The following is a 22,715-nucleotide window of genomic DNA, read 5'->3' on the forward strand; positions in this document are numbered from 1 at the left end:
TGGTTTTCCTCTATAGAGTTCTACTGATATCTGGTTAATTCTTCTCTCAACCCATCCGCCAGGAGGTTTAATCCCACCACGAGAGAAGCAATAGCTACAGAAGGCCATAAAGCAGCCCAGGGGGCTCCTGCCAGAATGAATTCTCTACCTTTGGCTACCATAGAACCCCAGTCCGGTGATGGTGGAGGGAGACCGAGCCCCAGAAAACCCAATGTCCCCATGGCAAAGACGGCGTATCCGACCCTAAGCATGGCGTCAATGATTATAGGACCTTTTGCGTTGGGAAGAATTTCAACAAACATAATGTACAGGGCCTTTTCCCCCCGTGTTTCGGCAGCCCTTATGTAATCCCGGGTTTTAATGTCAAGGGTCAGGCCTCGCACCAGCCTCGCAATTCCCGGGGCTCCGACAATGGCAATGGCGATCACCACGTTTACAGCGGAGGAACCCAGAGCCGCCACCAGCAATAAGTACAGTAAAATCACCGGTATTGATATCATGGCATCCAGAAGACGCATGATAATCTCATCAATCCATCCTCCCCTGTAGCCGCTGATAAGACCAAGGGTGGATCCGACCAGAAGAGCAAAGGCAACACCCCATAGGGCAGTTCCTCCCGGTAGCCAGAGATTAGAACCGACGGGAAATACCACCAGCACGATTCGTGCGCCATAAATGAGTCGAGCCCACAGGTCACGACCCAGCTCGTCTGTTCCCAGGGGGTGTTTCCAGCTGGGCCCCTGGTTGGGCGCCTTCCAATCTTGGTATGTGGGTGAATAAGGCGTGAGAAAGGGAGCAAATACGGCAACGATGATCCAGAAAGAAACAATGAAAAATCCTACTGTTGCCGTCTTCGATGAGAATATCAATTGAAAGGGAGCATAAAGCCTGGTCAGAATACTTTTTTTATATGTTTCGTCTGCTTCGTATCCGTTCAGCCGGAATACCGTTCCCATGAGTATCGTCCTCAGGTTATTTGAACCTTATTCTCGGATTAAGGAATGTGTACGCTATATCAGCAACCAGTTGTGTGCCGACTGCAACCACAACCATGATCATTGCTCCCGCTTCCAGGGCGTTTATGTCCTTGTACATTGCGGAGTCGAGCAAATATTTACCCAGCCCCGGATAACCAAAAACCACTTCAACCACTACAACTCCTCCCAGCAGCCAATTAACGTGGAGCATCATAACCGTTATGGGGGCAATGAGAGCGTTTCGAATGGCATGCTTGAAGACAACAACTCTATAAGGAAGCCCTTTAAGTAGAGCCGTTCTGATGTAGGGCGATCGCATTACCTCAACCATACTTGCACGGGTTATCCTGAGGACATATCCCAGCTCTATAAGAGTTAGAGTAAGAACGGGCAGGACCAACATGTCCGGTCTCTCCCATGGGGCATGATCGCCAAACACACTTGCACCGGGTAGCCATCTGAGCCATAGAGCAAATATGAGTATGAGGAAAATTCCCATTGCGAATTCCGGTATTACCGAAAAAATCATTCCGGCAACGGATAGAGTTCTGTCAACGGCCCTTCCGGTGGTTAGTCCTGCGATAATACCCAGCGCCAATGCAATGGGCATAACGATGACGAATGCAATTGAAGCCAGAACAAGGGAATTACGGAGGCGCACAAAAAGGCTTTTTGCTACAGGTCGGCCGGTACGAAGCGACATGCCGGGGTCGCCTCGTAAAAAACCCTTTTTAAGGGGTATGTAATCCGTCGCTCCCCCGGCCGCTTCCGTCCAGCCCTTACCGTGAACGTAAACCCATTGTTTCCTGCTGAGCCCTTTTTCCCACAGGACGGCCCTGTTGTGTAGGTCAACACCCCAGAAGAACTGAGAACCATCATCCCGGGAACGCCATCTTCCGTTATCAACTCTTTTTAGGATCCTTCCGTCTTTAGTCCTGACGATGGCGATCAGGTCTTCACCTTTAAGTTCCCATCTGACAAGGTGTCCTGAGGGTAACCTCGCCCACCACTCCGTAAATCCACCCTGGGTCGTCAATCGTTCAAGGGGTAATCCGATTCGCCTTGACGCATGCCAGTCGGTGCCCGCAAGCCAGTAGAAGTAGCGCTTCCACAACGGTTCATCCAGACCGAGCTGGTTTAAAAATGATGCCTCCTGCTCAGGGGTAACAAAGCTTCCGAGGAGATTTCTGGCGACATTTCCGGGAGAGGCTTCTGTTATGATGAAGACACCTACAGAGACAATTGCCATTGTCAGAAACAACAGAACTATCCTGCGCAGAATGAACCAGCCCATTAGACCATATTCCCCTGTAAACCTGAACCTACCTGGCCGTACCTGTCAGCCTCACGCCTTCTTGGCAATCCATGCCTCGTTAAGTACGAGATAGCCTGTTGGATGTGCGGATACATTATGAACTACTTTCCGAGCCGGTAACCAGGAGTTGCGCCAGTAGGATATACCAATCGGCCCTCGTTCCATCATTATGTCCTCTATCTTGCAGAATACTTTTCTTCGCTCCTCCACATTTAGGATGCCATTTGCCTGAGCAACCAGTTCGCAGAATTCCTTGTCAACCCATCTGGTTTCATTCCATGGTACGGGCTTGCCATCGTCGTCGGCGATATATGCGAGATTCAGCACCATGGTGCCCAAAGGACGATGCGTCCAGGGAGTTATGCCCAGATCAACTTCGGTCCATTTTTCCCAGTATTGACTCGCAGGCATTGTCTGAATGTTTATGCGGAATCCTGCCGGAGCGGCGTCCTCCTTAAGTATTTCGGCATAGCGAACTACATCGGTCCAGTCGCTTCCGACCGCCAGATTTACTTCCAATCCTTCCGGATAACCTGCTTCTTCCAGCAGTTTTCTGGCCTGCTCTGGATCGTACTTGGGCACGGGTTTGGGACAATACTCGGGATGTTTGGGATAGACATGGAAGTCCTGACCAAGAAGACCCTGATTATAATAAGCCAACGCCAGAATTTTTTCACGGTTCTGGCATAATTTCAGTGCCTTTCTGACACGATTATCGTTCCATGGTTTTATGTCAACCCGCATCCTGAGCACTCTGGTTTGAGCCGTAGCAACAGCATGAACAGAAACATTGGGATCATCCTTAAAGGACAGGTAAAGATCAGTTCCACCCATGTCCGATGCTTCTATTATGTGGATCTCACCCGTTTTGAGTGCACCGATGTGTGGAGCCATTTCCGCACCCATGTCCAGAAACTCAATTCCATCCAGGTAGGGTAAAGGCCTTCCGTCTGCACCCTTCTGCCAATAATCCTTTCTGGCCTTCAGGACGCATCTTTCGCCCTCACGGTACTCGACAAGAACAAAAGGACCGGTGCCGTGAGGCTTCTTTATAAAATCGCCTTCGAAGGTTCTATGGTTGACTATCAGAGCAGGGTAGTGGAAAAGGTGTTCCGGGACTGCAATTTCCGGGCGTTTCAGGTGCAGTCTAACCTGATATTTGTTTACCTTCTCTATCCCCGTGGGATCCAGATAACCACCCATAAGCCCGAGCATGGATGAACCGACATCCTTGTTCAGCCACTGATTCATCGTGAAAATAACATCGTCGGCCGTGAACTCATCGCCGTTGTTGAACTTGATTCCTTCTCGGAGGTTAAGAGTCCAGGTCTTCAAATCCTCGCTAACCTCCCAATTTTTCAGTAAGTAAGGATGTGTTATGTTGTTTGAGTCCGTAAAGGTAAGATATTCTGCTATATGTCGGCATTGATTTGACGGAGCCAGCCAGGAAATCTGTGCGGGATGCGTTATTTTGTGAACCTGAGAGGATACTTTGATAACGCCTCCTCTACTAACAGGGGCAGCATACGCTTTAGACGACGGACCTAAGCCCGCCATCCTTAGAGCCACGGGAAGGGAAACTCCCAGCAGTGTTGCATACCTTATGAAGTCACGTCGTGACAGTCTGCCTTTTTCCATTTCACTTTTAAGCTCAAAAACCTGTTCATGGATTTTTCCAGAACCCATCGTAATACCTCCATAGATACGGTTATTTGCCCTTTTAAATGTTTCATTAATTGTGACACCAATCTACAATCGTAGCACTCTGGATTTCAAGGTTTATTTTGAAAAGCCTTCGGTTAGGGATGGCGGTTATGTGTCAATAATTACGCTGTTGAAATATACGAACAACATCGGAATAACTGAAAGAATGTGAATTTAAGCCTAATGATTACCATTAGGTCGCCATTAGAGCTATATCCTTGAATTATCTCTGATAATCTTCGATTAACTCCGATATGCGGCCGATTGACGGTTTTGATGCGGAAGCCCCGTTCGTTTTTTTTTCAAAGAAAGCAGAGTAGGGGTCCTGACTTGTTATGCAGGTAGGACCTCCGGGAATCCTTCTTTAGTCGGACAGCCTCAGAAGGGAAAAATCGTTGCACGATACAATTGCAAAGTGGAAAGGCGGTTTGACATCGTCCAGGGATTGAGAGAGTTCTCTGAAGTAGGCGTGCATTGTTTGAACAATGGCTCTGGAATTTGCGCGAGCGTTTACGAGGTGTATCAATCGCAGTTCGAGACCCATCTGACGGGGTATCGTAAGAACCCTCGGTACCGGCATTATCTGGAGTCTCCCGTTGAGTTCTTCGGACATCACTAGATGTGCTTCCGGAAGTGGTTTGCTCAGGAGTTTCGTCTGGTTACGACCCATGAAAAGGAAATAAAAGCGTTCGAGGTCAGGGTGGGTTGAGGAGTTTTTCAGGGAAAACTGGAGGCGTGGAATGGCTTCCCGCAGGAAGAATATCGCCCTTCGGACGACATCTCCGTAGTTCCAGATTCCCCTTTTCTGCAGATGGTTGTTTAGCTGAACTGCCAGCGGAATTCCGTAACCCGAGCCTGCAACGGCGAGAATCACTTCAGGGCTCAACCTGATTATCTTGTCAAGGTTTACTATTTTTTCGACGGAGCCGTCCGTATTGTAGTAAACAGCGGCGCTATCAATTCCAAGGGCACAAAGCTCATCGGTGCAGACAACGGCCATCTGAGTCATCCTTTAACTCCTCATTCCTCGAATCATTTAAACCCTATACGCTTATTTATAGCCATGATCGTGCGTATGTACAGGTTAATTTTCGCTGAATGCTGTTTGACAAAATTTGCCACCTGGAGTAATTAGCGAGGCGTGTCGGGCGTTTTCTCTGTTAAAACCGTCGAGGAGATGATCGCCATGAGGGAAATATCCGTTCAGCGTGTTACCGAAGCGGTCAGGGATCTTTGCATTCGGGCAAATGTCGAGCTTGGCGATGATGTGGTGAAAGCCCTTGAAGCAGCGGTTGATAGGGAAGAATCTCCGGCAGGTAGGGACATTCTTGTTCGCCTTTTGGAAAATGCCCGGATAGCCCGTGAGGAGGGCATACCTATCTGTCAGGATACCGGTTATGCGGTGGTTTTTGTCGAGATCGGACAGGATGTTAGGGTAACCGGTGGATCGCTCAGGGAGGCGATAACTGAGGGGGTAAGGAGAGGTTACAGGGAAGGGTACTTGAGGAAGTCCATATGCCACTGTTTCACCAGGGCCAATACGGGTGATAACACGCCTGCCGTTATTCACTTTGATGTAGTACCTGGAGATTCGCTTAGGATAGTGGTTGCGCCTAAGGGTGGTGGTAGCGAAAATATGAGCCGTGTTACAATGCTTACTCCGGCTTCCGGAGTGGCCGGAGTAAAGAAGTTTGTGGTCGAGAGGGTTAAAGAAGCCGGGTCCTACCCATGCCCTCCTACCATAGTCGGCGTGGGCATAGGGGGAACCTTCGAACAGGCGGCCATACTTGCCAAGAAAAGCCTTTTGAGGCCTGTTGGAGCGTCAAATGCGGATCCCGAGATTGCCTCCCTTGAAAAGGAACTGCTTGAAGCCATAAATGACCTTGGTATAGGCCCTCAGGGTCTTGGAGGTCGGGTAACCTCTCTGGCGGTGCATATTGAGATGATGCCCTGCCACATAGCAAGCCTTCCCGTTGCGGTTAACATTCAGTGCCATGCGGCACGACATAAGGAAGTGGAGCTTTAGGCGATGAGTGAGTTGAAGAAGATCCGTACGCCTCTTACCGTCGACGATGTTATGAACCTTCATATTGGAGATAGAGTGCTTCTGAGCGGGGTAATATACTCTGCCAGGGATGCGGCTCACAAACGCCTGGTGGAGCTGTTAAAAAAGGGTGAGCCACTTCCCTTTGAGCTGGATGGGCAGGTTATCTACTATATGGGGCCGTCTCCTGCTCCTCCGGGAAGACCTATCGGAGCTGCCGGGCCTACGACCAGCTATCGAATGGACCCTTATGCGCCGATTTTGATCGAACATGGCCTTAAGGGGATGATAGGGAAGGGGGCCAGAAGCGAAGCAGTGAAAGATGCTATGGTCCGCCACAAAGCCGTGTATTTTGCCGCGATTGGTGGAGCAGGGGCGCTGATGTCCAGAAGCATTCTTTCGGCCGAAGTCATAGCCTACCCGGAACTCGGCCCTGAAGCTATTAGAAGGCTCGAAGTGATGGACATGCCTCTGGTTGTTGCCAACGATGCTTATGGGGGAGATCTATACGAAGAGGGCGTTAAGAGATATGCCAGGTCATCGCTTTAAGAGCAAAGATGATGAGGAGGTTTCTGAATGAAGAGGGTATTTCAACCAAAACGCCGTTACAAGATGCATCCGGGCTATCTTGCCTGGATCCTTCACAGGATTACCGGAGTTCTTCTGGGTGGTTACCTTTTTCTACATATCTGGGTAATACATCATTTGACGAAGGGTGAAGAAGCCTTTAATGAGGTTATGTCCGTAGTTCAGTCTCCTCTTTTCCATTTTCTTGAAATAGGACTTCTGGGAACTGTGGTTTATCATGCCGTAAACGGGTTGCGCGTTATTTTCATAGATTATGGAAACCTGGCTCAAAGAGAAGTATTTCGCAAGGCGACGTATGCAACCTTCGCCATTTCGATAATACTCATTGTCATCGGGGCCATTCCGATGATCCGTGTGGCCCTGGGGCACTAATCAGGGAGGACGAAGGATGCTCGGGAAATACATGGGTTCTGGACGATCGGGAGTTTTTGATTGGTATTTTCAGCGTGTATCGGGAATAGCTCTGGTTGTCGGTCTCTTTGTTCACTTTGTGGTTCTTCATTTTTTGACCGAACCTCCGCTTACATACGAAAAGGTTATGGCAAGGCTGTCTTCTCCGGCCTGGAAGGCCTTTGATATAGTCTTTCTGCTCTTTGCCGTCTATCACGCAATGAACGGTTTTAAGATTATAATAGATGACTACGTGCACAAGTCTTCTGTGAGGTGGTTTCTAATAGGAGCCCTGTGGGTGCTTGCTTTGAGTTTCTTTGTTTTAGGCTTTCTTACGATTATTAGTCTCTAAGAGGAAGGGGTGGAAGAGACCATGGGTTATCGCAATGTTGATATGGTGGTTCACAAACACGATGTTGTTATAGTGGGTGCGGGGGGAGCAGGACTTAGGGCTGCTCTGGAAGCCTCAAAGCGTGTGAATACCGCCGTCATTTCACAGGTTTTCCCTACCAGGTCCCACACGGTTTCGGCTCAGGGCGGGGTGGCCGCCTCTCTTGGAAATGCCGAGCCCGATAACTGGCTGTGGCACATGTTCGATACCGTCAAGGGAAGTGACTATCTGGGCGATCAAGATGCCATTGAGTTTATGTGCAGGATGGCGCCGGAGGTCGTAATAGAGCTTGAGCACATGGGTATGCCTTTCAGCAGGCTGGACAATGGCAGGATATTTCAGCGCAAGTTCGGCGGTCAGACAAAGGAGTTCGGAAAGGACGCCATCCAGCGAACCTGTGCTGCGGCAGACCGAACGGGTCATGCCATGTTGCACACCCTTTACGAGCAGTGCGTAAAAAACCAGGTTGTTTTTTACAATGAGTTCTTTGCCCTCGAGCTGATCACGAACGAAGATCATGTGGTGGCTGTTCTCGCCTGGGATATTGTTAACGGTGGGTTCCACATATTTCATGCTAAGGCAACGATGTTTGCAACGGGTGGATATGTAAGGTGTTATCGCACAACTTCAAATGCCCACATTAATACGGGAGACGGCGTCTCACTGACCTTAAGGGCAGGTTTTCCTGCCGAAGACATGGAGTTTGTACAGTTCCATCCCACGGGAATCTACGGTGTGGGAAATCTTATAACCGAGGGAGTTAGGGGGGAGGGCGGTTATCTGATTAACAAAGACGGCGAACGCTTCATGAAGCGTTATGCTCCTACGGTTATGGACCTCGCATCTCGAGATGTCGTATCGCGTGCCATAATGGAAGAAATCCGTCAGGGGCGTGGATGTGGGCCCAAGGGGGATTACGTTCTCTTGAAGCTAGACCATCTCCCGGCGGACCTTATCCATGAGCGTCTTCCCGGTATCTGGGAACTTGCCTACGTTTTTGCAGGTATCGACTGTACGAAAGAACCGATTCCCGTAACGCCCACGGCTCACTACTCCATGGGAGGAATTCCCACAAACCGCTTTGCCGAGGTTGTTATCGGTAATATGGACGAACCGGAAAAACCGGTGAAAGGCTTTTATGCTGCCGGCGAATGTGCCTGTGTGTCCGTTCACGGTGCAAACAGACTGGGTTCTAATTCTCTGCTGGACATTATCGTTTTCGGAAAGGTGGGCGGCGAAAAGATGGCAGAGTTTGCCGAGTCCATGCCTGAGCATGTGCCGTTACCGGAAGACGCCGGAAGGAGAGGGGTTGAGGAGGTTGTGGGTCTGTTGAACGGCAACGGCAAGGAGCGAATGGGTCCTATATGGGAAGAACTCAAACTTGTTATGGAGAGGAACTGTAGCGTCTTCCGGACGGAGGAATTTCTTGTTGAGGCAAAGCAGAAGTTAAAGGAACTCTGTGACAGATACCGAAATGTGGGAATTGACGATAAGGGAACGGTTTATAATCTCGATCTTATTGAGACGATAGAGCTCGGACATATGCTCGATTGCGCAAAAACCATAGTGGAAGGCGCTTTAGCCCGTACGGAGAGCCGTGGAGCACACTACAGAGACGATTATCCCAATCGAGACGATCAGAACTGGTTAAAACATACCCTGACATACCTTGAAGAGGACGGGTCGGTAAGGCTGGATTACAAACCCGTCAGGTTGAAACCTCTTACCGTACCGACTTTTGAACCCAAAGAGCGCGTCTACTAACAGAGAGATCGGGAACGGGGGGATCCAATGGCAAAGACGGTGACCTTTACGATATTCAGATTCGATCCTGAAAAGGACCGTAAGCCCTATTATAGGGACTATCAGGTGGAGATCCGCCGTCCGGGCATGATGGTTCTGGATGGTTTAAATCAGATCAGATGGGAACAGGATGGGACCCTTGCCTTCAGAAGATCCTGTCGGGAAGGCGTTTGCGGGTCAGACGGCATGAACATAAACGGTGTTAACATGCTGAGCTGTATAACACACATTGAAGATCTGGATCAGCCCATTGTAATTCAGCCTCTCCCATCCCTTCCCGTAATTAAAGATCTGGTGGTGGATTTCACGGATTTCTTTAAAAAGTATTACATCGTTAAGCCTTATCTCATAGCCAAAACTCCTCCTCCCACTGACCGCGAGCGCCTCCAGAGCCCTGAAGATCGAAAGAAACTTGATGGTCTCTATGAATGCATCCTTTGCGCCTGTTGTAGCACCTCCTGTCCCAGCTTCTGGGCCGATCCGGAGTATCTCGGTCCTGCGGCTTTGCTAAAAGCCTGGAGGTTTATTGCAGATTCCAGAGATGAAGGGAAGGATGAGCGTCTCGAAATTATAAACGATCGCCATGGCGTATGGCGATGTCACACCATACTGAATTGTATCGAGGCCTGTCCCAAACAGCTCAATCCAACGGCCGCAATTGCAGAACTTAAGAAAACGCTGGTGAACAAAAAGTTCTGATGATGCAAAATCAGGCCATGCTCGGCGAAGGGCATGGCCTGATTTGTCCGGGCCCTTTCTAAAGAAGTCGATCAAGAGGTGTGTATTCGAGCCCGAAAGCTGCCGCCACTTCCGGATGGGTTAGATGGCCTTTATATGCATTTACACCTTTAGCCAGTGCTCTGTCGCGACTTACGGCTTCTTCGAAACCCAGATCTGCCAGATGGAGTATGTAGGGTAAAGTGGCATTTGATAAGCCGTATGTGGATGTTCGTGGCACGGCGCCCGGCATGTTGGTTACTCCGTAGTGTATGACGCCGTCTACTAAGTAAGTAGGCTGACTGTGGGTTGTTGGTCGTATTGTTTCCACACATCCTCCCTGATCAACTGCAACATCGAGAATGACGGAGCCGGGTTTCATTTGAGCTACCAGTTCTTTTTTGACAATTCGCGGGGCTCGGGCTCCGGGAATTAATACGGCACCTATCACGAGATCGGCAACCCTTACCGAGTCTTCTATGTTGCGGGGGTTTGATGCCAGGGTTGTGAGATTTCCGGAGAGTACATCGTCGAGATATCGCAACCTGTCGGGATTTTTTTCTATTATGGTTACATGAGCACCCATGCCCAGGGCGATTTTTGCGGCGTTGATCCCGACCGTTCCTCCGCCAATTATGACAACATCGGCCGGACGCACACCGGGAATTCCTCCCAGAAGCTTACCCCGCCCTCCATGACTTTTTTCCAGATAATGCGCTCCAACCTGCACGGCCATTCTTCCGGCAACCTCACTCATCGGAACCAGCAGAGGTAGTCTGCCGTCGGATAACTCCACGGTCTCATAGGCTATGGCCGTCGTTCCTCTTCGTAAAAGTTCATGGGTCAAGCGCTCGTCCGCTGCAAGGTGTAAAAATGTGAAGAGAATTAAACCCGGTCGAAGAAAGGGATATTCTTCCGGAAGTGGCTCCTTGACCTTTACGATCATTTCGGAACGGGTCCAAACATCGGCCGCACTGCTTAAAATCTCAGCGCCGGCCTCTTCATATTCCCGATCGGAAAAGCCACTCCCTTCCCCGGCCCCGGCCTGCACAATGACCCTATGCCCCCTCTGCACAAGCAGGCTTACGCCGCCGGGCGTTTGTGCTACACGGTATTCGTTATCTTTTACTTCCCTTGGAATCCCAATAACCATGATCGCCCTCGCAAAACTTGCCATATTATTTCGCAGACAACCCACATACTGTTAAATCCTGAGTTCTAGATAAATTATGACCGTCTTAAAGTAAAGTGAAATTAAATCATTTTTGATGTGACTGTCCTGCGGGTGGAGTTGAGGACTCTGGATGGTGTTCGGATTTTCTGATAATGTTTTGCACTTCGACATTGACGGCAGTTTTTACTAATGGGATGATTAAGACAGAAAATTTATGGTGATCTATCTTCGTGATGGAAAAAAGATGATGGAGAAGTAATGTGTGAAGCCGCTTAGCGTTATTATTGTCAGCTGGAATACCAGGGAAATGCTGGAAGAGTGTCTCAGGTCTCTTTACGAACAGCCAACTCGCGTACCTTTTGTTACCTATGTTGTGGATAACGCGTCCGTTGACGGTTCTTCTGAGATGGTTCGAAATTTGTTCCCTCAGGTTGAGCTTGTGGAAAACGAAGAGAATGTGGGGTTTGCAAAAGCCAATAATCAGATACTTAGGCAGGTTGTCACTCCCTACGCATTGCTTTTGAATTCCGATACGATAATTCCCAAAAGCGATGTCTTTGGCCCGTGGATTGACTTTATGGAAAAACATCCGGAATGTGCGGCCAGTGGGTGCAGGCTTACTTTTCCTGACGGCAGTCAGCAGGTAGGGGACGCAGGCTACAGACCTTCTCTGAAAACCGTCTTATGCCATGCTCTGTTCTTTTCGCGGCTTTTTCCCGAAAAATGCAAAGGTATATTCCTGACCGGTATTCCGAAGCGGGATGGGGAGATTGATGTTGACTGGGTATGCGGTGCGGCGATGATGGTTCGTATGAGTATCGTCAGAAGGGTTGGTTACATGGACGAAGGTTTTTTCATGTTTGCCGAGGACATAGAGTGGGGATGCCGCATGAAGGAGGCTGGATACAGGGTCTGTTATCTTCCGTGGATCACTATAGTTCATCTGCAGGGTGTCAGTTCCGGAAAGCAGAAGATTCAGGGGTTTTCAAGCCTCTGGCTGAGAAATGTCAGGAAAATTTTTGAAAGGTATAATCCGGGAGTTCCGGGCCGAATGTGTGATGTGCTGATGGGGTTAGGCCTTTTCTTGAGAGCTCTTCTGTACTTTGTTGCCGGGGAGAAATATCGGAACAAGGCCAGAAGAATGTTTCACTACTTTGAGGACATAATTTTTCGGAAGGTGTAAGAAATGGCGCCAAGAAGGATTCTTTACCTTCACGCCAGCGCGGATTTGTACGGCAGTGATTTGCTACTCTATGAGCTCACGAACCATCTTGACCGAAAGAGGTTTGACCCCATTGTCGTTTTACCTGCACATGGGCCGCTGGAGGAACGCTTTAGGGGCAGTAAAACTGAAGTGCTTGTGTTGAACTTGCCGGTTCTCAGGCGGAGTTTGTTTAACCCAGGAGGCCTCGGTAAATTTGTTTTTTCTTTTTTGGGGAGCATTATTCGTCTGACAAGGCTCATCAAAATCCGTCGAGTGGATTTGGTACATACAAATACTTCGGCCGTATGGGGCGGGGGTATTTCTGCCCGGCTTGCGGGAAAACCCCATGTGCATTCTGTTATGGAGCTCGTAGAGGACCCACTATTTGTCGCGAAGGCAATGGCGGTTATGACTTCGGCTTTTTCCGATAAGGTTATTGCAGTTTCAGAAGCCGTGAAAGGACACTTTTTGAAACTTGCACCCTGGGGATCGGAAAGGTATATAGTGCTTCCCACTCCTGTAAACATGGAAATTTATCGTTTTAGCGATGAGGGACGTCGTAGAGTTAGAAGTGAGATAGGGGTCTCCGAGGACACCGTTGTCGTCGGAATGGCTGCCAGATTGAACCGATGGAAGGGGCAGGATGTGTTTGTGGAGGCCTGTGCCAGGGCCCTGGAACTTGCCGGTAATACCAAAAAAATGCATTTCATCATTCTCGGAGATCCTCTCCCCGGAGAAGAACATTTTGAGCTGGAAATGCAGGCCAGGATCGACGAGCTTAACATCAGGTCTTTCGTTACTACACGGAGCTACCAGCAAAACTTTAACGAATGGCTTTCGGCAATGGATGTGTACGTTTTGCCGTCGAAATGGCCCGAGCCCAATTCCAGCGGAGTTATAGCTGCAATGGCGGTGGGATTGCCGGTGGTGGGTACCAATATAGGTGGCACTCCTGAGGTGATAATCCCCGGAGAAACGGGCATGCTGGTGCCTCCTGATGATCCGGAAGCCATGGCCAGGGCCATTGTCGAACTCGTTGAAAGTGACTCCAATCGATTGAGTATGGGGAAGAAGGCGCGCGAGAGAGCAAGATCCCTTTACTCCATGGACACTTACGCCGCAAAGGTCATGGAAATCTATGATGAACTCACCGGTTAGTTAAAGCCAGGAAGGGAGATTGGTTAGATGAACATCGACAGGCCTTTTCTCTGTGTGATAATCCCTACTTACAATCGTGCGCCTATCCTTAAGGCTTGCCTTGAAGCGCTGGCACGACAGACCGTCCCTTTTGAAAGCTTTGAGGTTATCGTGGGAAATGATGGGTCTTCTGACAATACACTGGAGGTTCTGGAAAGTTTCGTAAAGAAGTCTCCGTACAGGTTAAGGTATTTCTCACAGAAAAACAGAGGACCAAATGCCGTAAGAAATAGAGCGATTGAGATGACCGATGCGCCCGTTGTTGTGTTCTTCAACGACGATACAATAGCCGATTCCAACTGTTTATTTTATCACATAAAACTTCATAAAAAACATCCAGAAGAACACATTGCAGTGCTTGGGCGTTTGACCATCGATCCTTATCTTCCCTATTCGCCCTTTTCTAAAATCGCCCTTGACTTGAGTTTTGATCAGTGGAAAGACCGGCGTGTACTGGACTGGAGGGCTTTTTATACCTGTAATCTTTCGGTTAAGAGAAAATTTCTGCTGGAGTACGGGCTTTTTGACGAAGAAATATGGTACAATGATGACATTGAACTGGGCGCCAGGTTGGGCCGTCACGGCTTGAAGATAATTTATTGTCCTGAATCGCTGGGTTATCATCGACATCTTCTGGGTGAGGAGGACTACCTGAAGATAGCCGTTAAAGAGGGTAAAGGGCTTGCGGTTTGGTATCGGAAAAAACCTTTCATGGTAAAAGAACTACAGGCCTTGAACTTTCCTCCGGTCATGCCTCTTCCAACAAGGTTGAAATATCTGATGGCCGACATGATTTTTCATGGTTCTTTTCGCAAACTGTGGCTCGATATTGCCCGGAGGCTGGTCAGGAAACACGAACCCGCCGCTCTTAAGATTTACCTGAAATGCTACCAGGCTATAAAAAGAGAAAGCATACGCCGGGAACTGCGTAAAGGTTCACCTGCCGGGAACTGATGCGAAAAGCGCTTATATCAATCTACCTGAACCTTGGTCGCCCGTCTTTCAGATATCTTGCTGCTTTGTTCCAGATCCTGGATCTTTTTGTCTATTATCGATCTTATGGCCTTAAGAAACTCGACCTTAGAGTTACGAATATGCTGCCTGAATTCGCTTTCGCTACCAAAAGTAGATCTTACCTGATTGATTAACTCTCCTATGGGACACCCATACATTCCGGACCCGCAACCCTGATGTTTGTTGCTACTGTTATGGTTCATATTTTGAACCTCCCAGCTCTACCTCCAATCTACCGTCCCTCAGATGGGCTTTTAGGTCTGATGACACTACCGACCGGGGCAGGGGGATATTTCTCCTTAACACCCCGATCTTTACGACCAATTCGTCCCCCAAAGAATATACTTCGATATCCTCTTTTTCTGCAAAGGGCATGTTTATTCTTATTACCGTAGCCCCGTCTTTCTTGACAAATTCAAAGGGCTTTCCTTTGAAAAAGACTTCAGTGGGGTCGGTTTTGCCAAAAAGAGTTCTTCCGAGGTTTCTCAGGGTTTCGGGGCCTATAACTTCTTGATCAAAGAGGTTTACGGTAAAAATTGGCACCGGGTCAAAATACTGCCTTGCCAGCTCTGAATAGTGAGCCTGCATCTTTTTCCATCGCAAAAAGTAAGCATCTCCGAGGTGGGCGGGGAGCATTTTGTTCAGTACCACGGCATCAGTGTTTATCTGATAGAGATTGAAGTACATAAATGCCCGAAGGGTTTCTTTGAGGACGATTTTCTCCGGGTTTGTAACCAGCCTTACGGTCGTAAGATCAGGGTTTGTCAGGATATCGTCAACCCCGTGAAGTTTGTCAAAGAGCTGTTGAATGTTTTCGAAATACCTTTCTTCTGGAAGAGGAATGTCGCTGACTCGTTTCACTATTGGGCGTGCTACTCGAATTACATTTCTTTCGAGAGCAAAGATTTTTCTCACATACCACTCCAGTGCCTTGGGTATGCTTATGAACCGGATGGATTCTCCCGTGGGTGCACAATCAAGGATGATTGCATCAAAGTCGCCGTGCCTGATGTAGCGGTTAATCCAGAGAAGTGCACTTACCTCTTCCATCCCCGGTAGAATGGCCAATTCCTCGGCAAGAACGCTGTTGAACCCCGTTGTATTTAGCAGCAGGGACAGATACCCGTGGACCTCCTTCCAGTTGCGCTGTAGTTCTCGGTGCATGTCCAGTTCCTGAATCCACAGGTTTTGAAAAATGCGCACGGGTTTCCCGTCTCCCAGATCGAGCAGGGATTTGCTGACGTCAAATATATCGGAGAGGTTGTGAGCTATGTCTAGCGACATTATAATGGTTTTGTAGCCCAGATCTGCGGCGTGAAGAGCTGTAGCGGCAGCCACGCTGGTCTTTCCGACTCCACCCTTTCCGGCATAGAGAATGACCCTCATGACAATCTGCCCCCGTCGTTACCTCCAGTAAAGCTTTTATTATTCAGGCTCAGGATGCCACTCAAGCTCCGTTAGAATACCTCTGACCCATTTAGGTATATCTCCCGGTCTCGGTGCTTTTCCCGATGGCGGCATGGAGAGTATACCCGCTTCAACCCAGGTGTTGAAAACAAATTCGGAACAAAAAAACCTGGTGGCATCGGCCGATACCCGTCCGAAGATGTTCTTGATAAGGGATCCATAGTCATAAGGAATGCCGGAAGCGCACATGGTAAGCGCATAATCGATAATGGCAGACTCGGCTTTTTCATCGACATCAATGTGGAACCAATAGGCTCGTCCGTTGTAATGTTCTAATCGTTTTGAGAGTAACCGCAACTCCAGGCCCGAGGTCAGGGCTTCCACCAGAAAAACCCGGTCCTGAAGAGTGTCATGTCGTTTGAAGCGCAGGACCAGGGATGCATGGCTGAACGGAGTCCATAGTCTTATAAGCCTTGATATGAGACCGTTGCCTTTCCACAAAATTGCATCCCCTGTTTTTATGTGAGGGCGTGCAGTGTAATAGGGCAGACGGGCTATCTGTTTTTCCGCCATGGGCATCTCTCCGCGAATGCGCTACTAAAACCCCGTCCTGGTGTAAAATGTAGCGTCGTGAAAAAAGATGTTCGCTAAACCCTGCTAGTCCAGCTCGTAACTAAAGTAAATTTTATGCACCCCTTTATTGGTAGCGTACTTGATAACCTCGGGATTCAGAACCTGATGAGTTACACATATAAGAAGCTTGTTGCGCTCACGAAATTCCTCAAGCCTGGCAACTTTTCTTACAAACGAATCAACATCCTTCTTTTTCAACTGGGTTTTTGCCTCTCCCAGAATGATGATTTCCTCTCCATCTTTCAGACCCCGCCCGATTATGTTTATCTCTTCCCATCTGGATTTCCCTACCTCAATAAGATCTCTTTTGAGACGATCCCGGACTTCCAGACCAAAGTCTTTTCTCAGCAGTTCGGGAAGTGCTCTATATGCCTGGTTCTCGAGTATGTAGCCCACACTGTGTGATAGCCCTCCGAGATGCTCCCTGGTTTTCCTGTGTTCCTCGGTAAGCTTTTTAAGGGCTTCTTCAGTGCGTCTCTGAGCTTCGGCGAGCTGGTTAACCCTTTCTTCGGTGCGTTTCTGAGCTTCAGCGAGTTCTTGGACGGTTTTTTCGAGTTTTGTAAGTCTTTCTTCTGCTTTTTTCTGAGCTTCAGCGAGCTGATTAACCCTTTCTTCGGTGCGTCTCTGAGCTTCAGCGAGTTCTTGGACGGTTTTTTCGAGTTTTGTAAGTCTTTCTTCTGCTTTTTTCTGAGCTTCGGCGAGCTGATTAATCCTTTCTTCGGTGCGTCTCTGAGCTTCAGCGAGTTGGTCAATTCTTTCTTCAGTCCGCTTTTGAGCTTCGGCAAGCTCTCTGATACTCTGCGCTAACTTTTCTACTTCTTCTTTCAATTCCAGGAAATCAACTCTTTTTACCACCTCACCAACAGCTACCTCAATTCCCCGCAGTATCTTGATGAAGATACTCCGAACCTGGGGATCTAGCTTCTCGAGCTCTTCTATGATCTCAACGCCGAAAAGCATGGTCTGTTTTTAACTCCTCGTGGTCCAGTATTTTTCACATATATTAGCATAAGCCCCAATGATGGTCTATTTTTATCGTAAGATTGTTCGTTATGTTAACCTTGCTGTTTTGCTCGAACAACCGTTGAAAAAACTTTTGTTCAGAAACCTTCTCCTTAGCTCCTGACAAAGAAAAGGAGTTACGGAATACGCCGTCAATCCTCCAGGTCCAGGTGAGCCCTGGTTACGGGTCCAACGATTCCATCGACGACGAGGCCCTGACTTTTCTGGAAGTCTCTGACACATCTATCGGTCTCGGGTCCAAACACTCCGTCCACACTCAGGGAATATCCTAATCTGACCAGTGCTTCCTGAACCTCTCTGACATCCTCTCCTCTCTGATAAGGTATGGTCAATTTCAAAAGTCTTCTCTCAGCAGTCGCGGCAGAAACTCTAAGAGGTGCTCCATCAATGGTGGTTTCGTCCAGCCTTATGCCCCGGATCCATAGAGGTAGTTCCAGATTCCATTTTTCTTCAGCTATCAACTGAAGGAAAGTATCCATACGATAAACGGTTTTCCTGAGCAGTGGGATAGAGTGCCCGGCAAGCCAGTTTCTCCTGGTATCTACATAGTGTTTGACCCACTCTTTTTCGCCGATTGAACTACAGGATCCCCATAGTTTTTCGGTTTTTTCTTTTATGAGCTTCCACGAGCCGTGTATGAAACTGTCATAGACCAAGCAAACGCTCAGCGCGAACTGCATACCCAGGCGTTTGGAACATCGCAAAGCGGGATTCCAGTAAGTGCGGTCGAAAAAAGCATCCTGAACTTCCTGCATTACGGGATCATGGCCTGCCATTTTAAGAAGATTCTTAAACCGGAGATCTCTGTCCAGAGAATAGTCTCTCGCTTCAAGTCTTTCGAGATAAGGAGTTAACTCTTCTGAAAAGGCCGCGTCATCCCTGCTGCAGTAATCCTTTATTAAAAGATAGAGATTGCCACTTGCCAGCGTCGTCTGAGATCGCCCATAGGTTAAATGTCCGGGATCGTTGGGGTGAAAGGTGACTCTGGAATAATCGCCGTGAGGCGATCCGGTTTCAAAAATGTTCACTATTGCTTGAGCCGTTTTCTTTTGTATTTCACTGACCGCCATGCTTCTTTACCTCAAGTAGCGTTCTCTTTGCCAATTTTTAAGTACTGACTATTATAGACCGGTAAAGGTCTTTCGGGGTAGTGTTGAGTTGGTAACTCTGGCATTGAGGGTGTGCAGTGGTGAAACGATTTGTGATGATAGATAATTACGATTCTTTTACTTATAACTTGGTCCAACTCCTGGGTTCCTGTGGTGCCGATGTTATAGTATTCCGTCACGATGAGACCACCGTTAAAGATATAGATGCAATAAAACCTGATGCTATATGTATTTCGCCAGGGCCCCGCGATCCGGCTCACGCCGGCATAAGCGCCGAAGTGGTTCGAACCTTTGCAGGTAAATTACCCATACTCGGAGTTTGCCTGGGTATGCAGGTTATAAACGAAGTGTATGGGGGAAAGACCGTTCACGCCCCCCTACCCGTTCACGGAAAAACCAGCATGATCAAACATACCGGGCGGGACATATTTTCGGGAATTCCTTCACCTTTTAAAGCTGCACGATATCATTCGCTCTGTATAAAGAGATGTAGTGATGAGTTGGTTGAAATGGCCTGGAGTGACGATGGCGTGGTTATGGCAGTGAAGCATAAAGATTTACCTGTCTTCGGAGTTCAATTTCATCCGGAATCCTTCATGACCGAATTCGGGAAAGAAATTATTTTAAATTTCATTAACCTGGAGCTCTTTAGATAACGGAGAAGAAGCCCAGTATGATTACTTTTCCTTTCCGCAATCTCTGGAAACTTAAGGACCTCCGTTTGGTAGCCTCCAGTGCCTCTGACGAAGATTTTATTGCTTATGCGAGATCTATTTCCCGCAAGCCCTTTTCAGTGGTCCTGCTCAGTGGCGGTGATCATGATGCGGCCAACTTTTCAATAGCCTGCTGGAAGCCTGCAGTGGCTTTCTGGGGTAAAGGATCGTCGGCGGTTATAGAAATCGCCGGTCGAAAAGGGATAACTCAAGGCAGTTGCCTGACGCTTTTTGAGAAACTGCTTAACGGGTTTGAGGTCGATTACAGCCTGGAACGGTATCTTCCTTTTATGGGCGGGGCTGTAGGATTCCTTACCTACGAGGTCAAAAACTACATCGAACGATTGCCTCAGACTGCACAGGACGACCTCAAACTTCCGGACATATGGGCCGTGTGGCCAGCCGAGATTCTCCTCCACGACAGAAAAGTTGGCACTATCTATTACTTACAGTTACGGCTCGATTCCCTGAAAGATGCCTCAGGAGATCTGCCTTCGGCCATCCCTCCCGTTAATTCTGGTGTTGTAATTGGAGATCTGGTTTCCAACTTCAGCAGAAATGGGTATATCAGGGCGGTTAAGCGGATAATCAATTACATAAGGGACGGTCATGTATATCAGGTGAACCTTTCTCAGCGGTTCTCGGCTCCTATATTTTGCGAGCCCTTTGAACTCTGGGTCAGTCTCTATCGGCGCAATCCCGCCCCCTTTTATGCTTTCATCAACGGTGGAGATTTCTTTGTTCTTTGTACCTCCATGGAGCGTTTTCTTTATTTGCGTGACGGCATTATCGAAACCCGCCCTATTAAGGGTACTCGTCCCAGAGGTTCTACGCCCGAAGAAGATGAAGCCAACCGGGAGGATCTGGCTTACCACCCTAAAGATGATGCCGAACTGTCCATGATAGTGGATCTTTTAAGAAATGATCTAGGTAAGGTGTGCAAAATAGGCACGGTATCGGTCGACGAACATAAGCGAATAGAGGCTTATCAGAATGTTTTTCACCTGATCTCGATCGTACGGGGCAGACTTAAGGAAGGCGTCACCTATGGTGACATTATCAGGGCTACCTTCCCCGGCGGATCGATCACGGGATGTCCGAAAATTCGTTCCATGGAGATAATAGACGAGCTTGAGCCTAACGTAAGGCATGTGTACACGGGATCCATAGGTTATTGGGGATTTCACGGAAATATGGATCTGAACATAGCCATCAGGACCATGATAATAAGGAATTCCAGAGCATATCTTTCCGTCGGTGGGGGAATTGTTTTCGATTCGGATCCGGTGCTGGAATACGAAGAAACGCTCCACAAGGGGCGGACTTTTTTTGAAGTTCTTAAGGATATGGCAAAGGCCAGGGCAGAATGAACGGACGAGACCTGATTGTATGGTGGAACGGAAGATTTGAACATGTAAATGCGGTGCGGATAAGTCCGCTGGACCGTGGCCTCCAGTACGGTGATGGATTGTTCGAGACAGTGAGAGTAGAAAAGGGTAGAGCTCTTTTTCTGGAAGAGCATCTGAATCGGCTGGCAAAAAGCCTTGAGGAGTTGAGAATCAACCCTAATTTACCGGAACTCCGTACTTTCCTTGATGCATACGAGACGGCCCATATCGTTCACGACTTGATCAGGAGAAACGGGCTGGAAGACAGGATCTGCCGGCTTAAAATTATCGTCACCAGAGGCGTTGCAGACGGACTAGGCCTTCCCGAAGCGACTGCGCCCACTGTCATAATGATGGTCTTTCCCTACAACCCGCCTAATCCTGAAGAGTACGAAGTGGGGTGGAAGGCCATTACATTGCGCCATATTTTCACTCCCTTCTGTGCTCGTTATAAGACGCTGAATTATCTGGTTTTTCTCATGGCGAGAGAGGAAGCCAGAAGAAGAGGGGCTCAAGAAGCCCTGCTGGTTGACAGGGAGGAGCATCTTGCAGAGGGTGCCGCATCAAGTCTTCTTGCGTTCAAGGACGGTTTCTGGATAGAGCCGGTGACTTCCTGGAAGCTTCCGGGTGTAACGATAGCCAAGGTGATTGAATTTTTGAAGGAAATGGGAGAAAAAGTAAGTAAAATGCGGTTCTCCGTTGAGGACCTCCGAAAGTGTGATACCCTCTGGATTACAAACTCCATGATCGGGGTGATGCCCCTGAGCAGTGTGGACGACAGAAAGTTGCCCGACCTTAAAGCGGGCCTTGCAGAGGTTGTTCGAAACAGGTTGTTTTCCTGAGAAAAGGGAGACAGAGTGTGGTGCAGGGAAAAGAAGTGTTCGTACAGGATCTGAAGCCGAACGACCGGGTTGATTCCATATTTATAGTAAGCGACAAGAAGGTGCTTCCCACAAGAACCGGTAAATACTATGTCTCAATAAAGTTGACCGATAGAACGGGGTCTCTTCCCGCAAAGATATGGGACAGCGGAGGGGTAGAGTTCTCGGAAGTACCGTCTGCTGGACCCGTCAGGGTAACCGGTCGTGTGGAGCTTTTCGAGAATGTTCTGCAGGTGATCATAGATGATATTAGAAGCGTGCCCCCTGATCAGGTTAAATCCGAGGATTTCGTGCCCTCTCTTGATCGGGAAGAAATGGTGAGGTTAAAGGACGAACTGAGGCGAGTATTCTATGGAAAACTCAGTTGCCGGTACTACAGAGCCCTCTGGGATGCCTTTCTGCTGGACAAAGAGTTGCAAAAGGGGTTTGTGAAAGCACCCGGGGCGGTGAAGATCCATCATTCCTATCTCGGCGGCCTTCTCCAGCATACTGTTGGAGTTCTCAGGCTGGTTGACGCCATGTGCGATATCTATCGTGAGCTTAATCGAGATCTAATACTAACAGGAGCGCTTCTTCACGATATAGGCAAGATCAGGGAATATTCTTACGATCTGGAACTGGGTGTGACCGACGAAGGACGGCTCCTGGGGCATATTGTAATAGGGCTGCAGATCTTTGATAGCCTGTTGAAGAAGGTCGGCTCGATTCCGGAAGAAAAAAGTCTCCTGTTGAGGCATCTCATAGCAAGCCACCACGGTCAGCTTGAATTCGGATCCCCTAAGGTCCCCATGACCAGAGAGGCACTGGTGCTTCATTTTGCAGATAACATTGATGCCCGCTTAAACGAATTAAATCGTCTTTACGACGAAACGGAAAAACAAACACTGTGGACGCCTTATCAGCAAAGATACGGTACTCAGTTTTACATTGGCCCTGACTCGGAGGTGTTGACGGGGGCCTTTCGGGAAAACAATACAGGCAGTGATAAATCCGCTCAGCTTTCTCTCGATGAGATACTCAAACAGCGAACCGGCGGGATTTAA

Annotated in this window: 23 protein-coding genes; 13 read left to right on the forward strand and 10 right to left on the reverse strand. The window is 48.5% G+C overall.

Annotation, left to right across the window (positions count from 1 at the left end; all coding sequences use genetic code 11):
* Nucleotides 1-20 precede the first annotated feature (20 nt).
* The 4 genes from BM091_RS08390 to BM091_RS08405 all read right to left on the reverse strand — a co-directional run bounded on the left by BM091_RS08390 (nucleotide 21) and on the right by BM091_RS08405 (nucleotide 5,005).
* Entirely contained in the window at nucleotides 21-956 is a 936-nt protein-coding gene (locus BM091_RS08390; RefSeq protein WP_093394965.1) for an ABC transporter permease, read from the reverse strand.
* Nucleotides 957-972: 16 nt separating this feature from the next.
* Nucleotides 973-2,271, reverse strand: a complete 1,299-nt coding sequence (locus tag BM091_RS08395) for an ABC transporter permease (protein WP_093394967.1) — start codon at nucleotides 2,269-2,271, stop codon at nucleotides 973-975.
* 51 nt (nucleotides 2,272-2,322) lie between these two features.
* Nucleotides 2,323-3,978, reverse strand: a complete 1,656-nt coding sequence (locus BM091_RS08400) for an ABC transporter substrate-binding protein (protein WP_093394968.1) — start codon at nucleotides 3,976-3,978, stop codon at nucleotides 2,323-2,325.
* Nucleotides 3,979-4,360: 382 nt separating this feature from the next.
* Entirely contained in the window at nucleotides 4,361-5,005 is a 645-nt protein-coding gene (locus BM091_RS08405) for a hypothetical protein (protein WP_093394970.1), read from the reverse strand.
* Between the two features lie 177 nt (nucleotides 5,006-5,182).
* Here BM091_RS08405 and BM091_RS08410 point away from each other — a divergent pair, with 177 nt between their 5' ends.
* Genes BM091_RS08410 through BM091_RS08435 form a run of 6 tightly spaced genes read left to right on the forward strand, consistent with a single transcriptional unit; the run spans nucleotide 5,183 to nucleotide 9,911 of the window.
* Entirely contained in the window at nucleotides 5,183-6,022 is an 840-nt protein-coding gene (locus BM091_RS08410) for a fumarate hydratase (RefSeq protein ID WP_093394971.1), read from the forward strand.
* A 3-nt stretch (nucleotides 6,023-6,025) separates the two neighbouring features.
* Nucleotides 6,026-6,589 carry a Fe-S-containing hydro-lyase gene (locus BM091_RS08415; protein WP_093394973.1) on the forward strand — a complete coding sequence of 188 codons (564 nt, stop codon included), beginning with the start codon at nucleotides 6,026-6,028 and terminating at the stop codon, nucleotides 6,587-6,589.
* Nucleotides 6,590-6,616: 27 nt separating this feature from the next.
* Nucleotides 6,617-7,000 carry a succinate dehydrogenase, cytochrome b556 subunit gene (sdhC, locus tag BM091_RS08420; protein WP_093394974.1) on the forward strand — a complete coding sequence of 128 codons (384 nt, stop codon included), beginning with the start codon at nucleotides 6,617-6,619 and terminating at the stop codon, nucleotides 6,998-7,000.
* A 16-nt stretch (nucleotides 7,001-7,016) separates the two neighbouring features.
* Nucleotides 7,017-7,370 carry a succinate dehydrogenase, hydrophobic membrane anchor protein gene (sdhD, locus tag BM091_RS08425; protein WP_093394976.1) on the forward strand — a complete coding sequence of 118 codons (354 nt, stop codon included), beginning with the start codon at nucleotides 7,017-7,019 and terminating at the stop codon, nucleotides 7,368-7,370.
* Nucleotides 7,371-7,391: 21 nt separating this feature from the next.
* Nucleotides 7,392-9,173, forward strand: coding sequence for a succinate dehydrogenase flavoprotein subunit (gene sdhA, locus BM091_RS08430; protein ID WP_093395149.1), 1,782 nt, complete (start codon nucleotides 7,392-7,394; stop codon nucleotides 9,171-9,173).
* Nucleotides 9,174-9,200: 27 nt separating this feature from the next.
* Nucleotides 9,201-9,911 carry a succinate dehydrogenase iron-sulfur subunit gene (locus tag BM091_RS08435; protein WP_093394977.1) on the forward strand — a complete coding sequence of 237 codons (711 nt, stop codon included), beginning with the start codon at nucleotides 9,201-9,203 and terminating at the stop codon, nucleotides 9,909-9,911.
* 58 nt (nucleotides 9,912-9,969) lie between these two features.
* On the opposite strand, the gene ald is transcribed toward BM091_RS08435, so the two are convergent.
* Nucleotides 9,970-11,082, reverse strand: coding sequence for an alanine dehydrogenase (gene ald, locus BM091_RS08440; RefSeq protein ID WP_093394979.1), 1,113 nt, complete (start codon nucleotides 11,080-11,082; stop codon nucleotides 9,970-9,972).
* 283 nt (nucleotides 11,083-11,365) lie between these two features.
* Between ald and BM091_RS08445 the strand changes: the two genes are divergently transcribed.
* The 3 genes from BM091_RS08445 to BM091_RS08455 are packed head-to-tail and all read left to right on the forward strand — an operon-like array spanning nucleotide 11,366 to nucleotide 14,458.
* Nucleotides 11,366-12,286, forward strand: coding sequence for a glycosyltransferase family 2 protein (locus tag BM091_RS08445; protein ID WP_093394980.1), 921 nt, complete (start codon nucleotides 11,366-11,368; stop codon nucleotides 12,284-12,286).
* A 3-nt stretch (nucleotides 12,287-12,289) separates the two neighbouring features.
* Entirely contained in the window at nucleotides 12,290-13,465 is a 1,176-nt protein-coding gene (locus BM091_RS08450) for a glycosyltransferase (protein WP_093394982.1), read from the forward strand.
* 27 nt (nucleotides 13,466-13,492) lie between these two features.
* The gene (locus tag BM091_RS08455) at nucleotides 13,493-14,458 is read left to right on the forward strand and encodes a glycosyltransferase family 2 protein (RefSeq protein ID WP_093394984.1); all 966 of its coding nucleotides are present in this window, start codon (nucleotides 13,493-13,495) and stop codon (nucleotides 14,456-14,458) included.
* 17 nt (nucleotides 14,459-14,475) lie between these two features.
* Here the strand turns inward: BM091_RS08455 and BM091_RS08460 are convergent, their stop codons facing one another.
* The 5 genes from BM091_RS08460 to BM091_RS13940 form a co-directional block, all read right to left on the reverse strand.
* Entirely contained in the window at nucleotides 14,476-14,721 is a 246-nt protein-coding gene (locus BM091_RS08460) for a hypothetical protein (RefSeq protein WP_093394985.1), read from the reverse strand.
* Nucleotides 14,711-15,904, reverse strand: coding sequence for an ArsA family ATPase (locus tag BM091_RS08465; protein ID WP_093394987.1), 1,194 nt, complete (start codon nucleotides 15,902-15,904; stop codon nucleotides 14,711-14,713). The genes BM091_RS08460 and BM091_RS08465 overlap by 11 nt, the downstream gene beginning before the upstream one ends.
* 39 nt (nucleotides 15,905-15,943) lie before the next feature.
* A complete protein-coding gene (locus BM091_RS08470; RefSeq protein WP_093394988.1) occupies nucleotides 15,944-16,498 on the reverse strand; it encodes a C40 family peptidase in 555 nt (184 codons plus the stop codon).
* 84 nt (nucleotides 16,499-16,582) lie between these two features.
* Nucleotides 16,583-17,518: a hypothetical protein gene (locus tag BM091_RS08475; protein ID WP_093394989.1), complete on the reverse strand. Its 936-nt coding sequence runs from the start codon at nucleotides 17,516-17,518 to the stop codon at nucleotides 16,583-16,585.
* Nucleotides 17,519-17,712: 194 nt separating this feature from the next.
* Complete coding sequence (locus BM091_RS13940) at nucleotides 17,713-18,651, reverse strand: peptidoglycan-binding protein (protein WP_218148849.1); 939 nt, start codon at nucleotides 18,649-18,651, stop codon at nucleotides 17,713-17,715.
* Between the two features lie 119 nt (nucleotides 18,652-18,770).
* Between BM091_RS13940 and BM091_RS08485 the strand changes: the two genes are divergently transcribed.
* From BM091_RS08485 to BM091_RS08500, 4 genes are all read left to right on the forward strand, one after another.
* Complete coding sequence (locus tag BM091_RS08485; RefSeq protein WP_245735323.1) at nucleotides 18,771-19,346, forward strand: anthranilate synthase component II; 576 nt, start codon at nucleotides 18,771-18,773, stop codon at nucleotides 19,344-19,346.
* A 17-nt stretch (nucleotides 19,347-19,363) separates the two neighbouring features.
* Nucleotides 19,364-20,773, forward strand: a complete 1,410-nt coding sequence (locus BM091_RS08490; RefSeq protein WP_093394991.1) for an anthranilate synthase component I family protein — start codon at nucleotides 19,364-19,366, stop codon at nucleotides 20,771-20,773.
* On the forward strand, nucleotides 20,770-21,633 hold the full coding sequence (locus BM091_RS08495) for an aminotransferase class IV (protein ID WP_093394992.1): 864 nt from the start codon (nucleotides 20,770-20,772) through the stop codon (nucleotides 21,631-21,633). Before BM091_RS08490 ends, BM091_RS08495 begins: the two co-directional genes overlap by 4 nt.
* Before the next feature lie 353 nt (nucleotides 21,634-21,986).
* Nucleotides 21,987-22,715: a 3'-5' exoribonuclease YhaM family protein gene (locus BM091_RS08500; protein WP_425443309.1), complete on the forward strand. Its 729-nt coding sequence runs from the start codon at nucleotides 21,987-21,989 to the stop codon at nucleotides 22,713-22,715.

Source organism: Thermodesulforhabdus norvegica (assembly GCF_900114975.1).
Classification (GTDB): Bacteria; Desulfobacterota; Syntrophobacteria; order Syntrophobacterales; family Thermodesulforhabdaceae; genus Thermodesulforhabdus; species Thermodesulforhabdus norvegica.

Coding starts and splice junctions, on each gene's coding strand:
- BM091_RS08390 (WP_093394965.1), bottom strand. CDS start 956: ATGGGAACGGTATTCCGGCTGAACGGATACGAAGCAGACGAAACATAT.
- BM091_RS08395 (WP_093394967.1), bottom strand. CDS start 2,271: ATGGGCTGGTTCATTCTGCGCAGGATAGTTCTGTTGTTTCTGACAATG.
- BM091_RS08400 (WP_093394968.1), bottom strand. CDS start 3,978: ATGGGTTCTGGAAAAATCCATGAACAGGTTTTTGAGCTTAAAAGTGAA.
- BM091_RS08405 (WP_093394970.1), bottom strand. CDS start 5,005: ATGACTCAGATGGCCGTTGTCTGCACCGATGAGCTTTGTGCCCTTGGA.
- BM091_RS08410 (WP_093394971.1), top strand. CDS start 5,183: ATGAGGGAAATATCCGTTCAGCGTGTTACCGAAGCGGTCAGGGATCTT.
- BM091_RS08415 (WP_093394973.1), top strand. CDS start 6,026: ATGAGTGAGTTGAAGAAGATCCGTACGCCTCTTACCGTCGACGATGTT.
- sdhC (WP_093394974.1), top strand. CDS start 6,617: ATGAAGAGGGTATTTCAACCAAAACGCCGTTACAAGATGCATCCGGGC.
- sdhD (WP_093394976.1), top strand. CDS start 7,017: ATGCTCGGGAAATACATGGGTTCTGGACGATCGGGAGTTTTTGATTGG.
- sdhA (WP_093395149.1), top strand. CDS start 7,392: ATGGGTTATCGCAATGTTGATATGGTGGTTCACAAACACGATGTTGTT.
- BM091_RS08435 (WP_093394977.1), top strand. CDS start 9,201: ATGGCAAAGACGGTGACCTTTACGATATTCAGATTCGATCCTGAAAAG.
- ald (WP_093394979.1), bottom strand. CDS start 11,082: ATGGTTATTGGGATTCCAAGGGAAGTAAAAGATAACGAATACCGTGTA.
- BM091_RS08450 (WP_093394982.1), top strand. CDS start 12,290: ATGGCGCCAAGAAGGATTCTTTACCTTCACGCCAGCGCGGATTTGTAC.
- BM091_RS08455 (WP_093394984.1), top strand. CDS start 13,493: ATGAACATCGACAGGCCTTTTCTCTGTGTGATAATCCCTACTTACAAT.
- BM091_RS08460 (WP_093394985.1), bottom strand. CDS start 14,721: ATGAACCATAACAGTAGCAACAAACATCAGGGTTGCGGGTCCGGAATG.
- BM091_RS08465 (WP_093394987.1), bottom strand. CDS start 15,904: ATGAGGGTCATTCTCTATGCCGGAAAGGGTGGAGTCGGAAAGACCAGC.
- BM091_RS08470 (WP_093394988.1), bottom strand. CDS start 16,498: ATGGCGGAAAAACAGATAGCCCGTCTGCCCTATTACACTGCACGCCCT.
- BM091_RS08475 (WP_093394989.1), bottom strand. CDS start 17,518: ATGCTTTTCGGCGTTGAGATCATAGAAGAGCTCGAGAAGCTAGATCCC.
- BM091_RS13940 (WP_218148849.1), bottom strand. CDS start 18,651: ATGGCGGTCAGTGAAATACAAAAGAAAACGGCTCAAGCAATAGTGAAC.
- BM091_RS08490 (WP_093394991.1), top strand. CDS start 19,364: ATGATTACTTTTCCTTTCCGCAATCTCTGGAAACTTAAGGACCTCCGT.
- BM091_RS08495 (WP_093394992.1), top strand. CDS start 20,770: ATGAACGGACGAGACCTGATTGTATGGTGGAACGGAAGATTTGAACAT.
- BM091_RS08500 (WP_425443309.1), top strand. CDS start 21,987: ATGGTGAGGTTAAAGGACGAACTGAGGCGAGTATTCTATGGAAAACTC.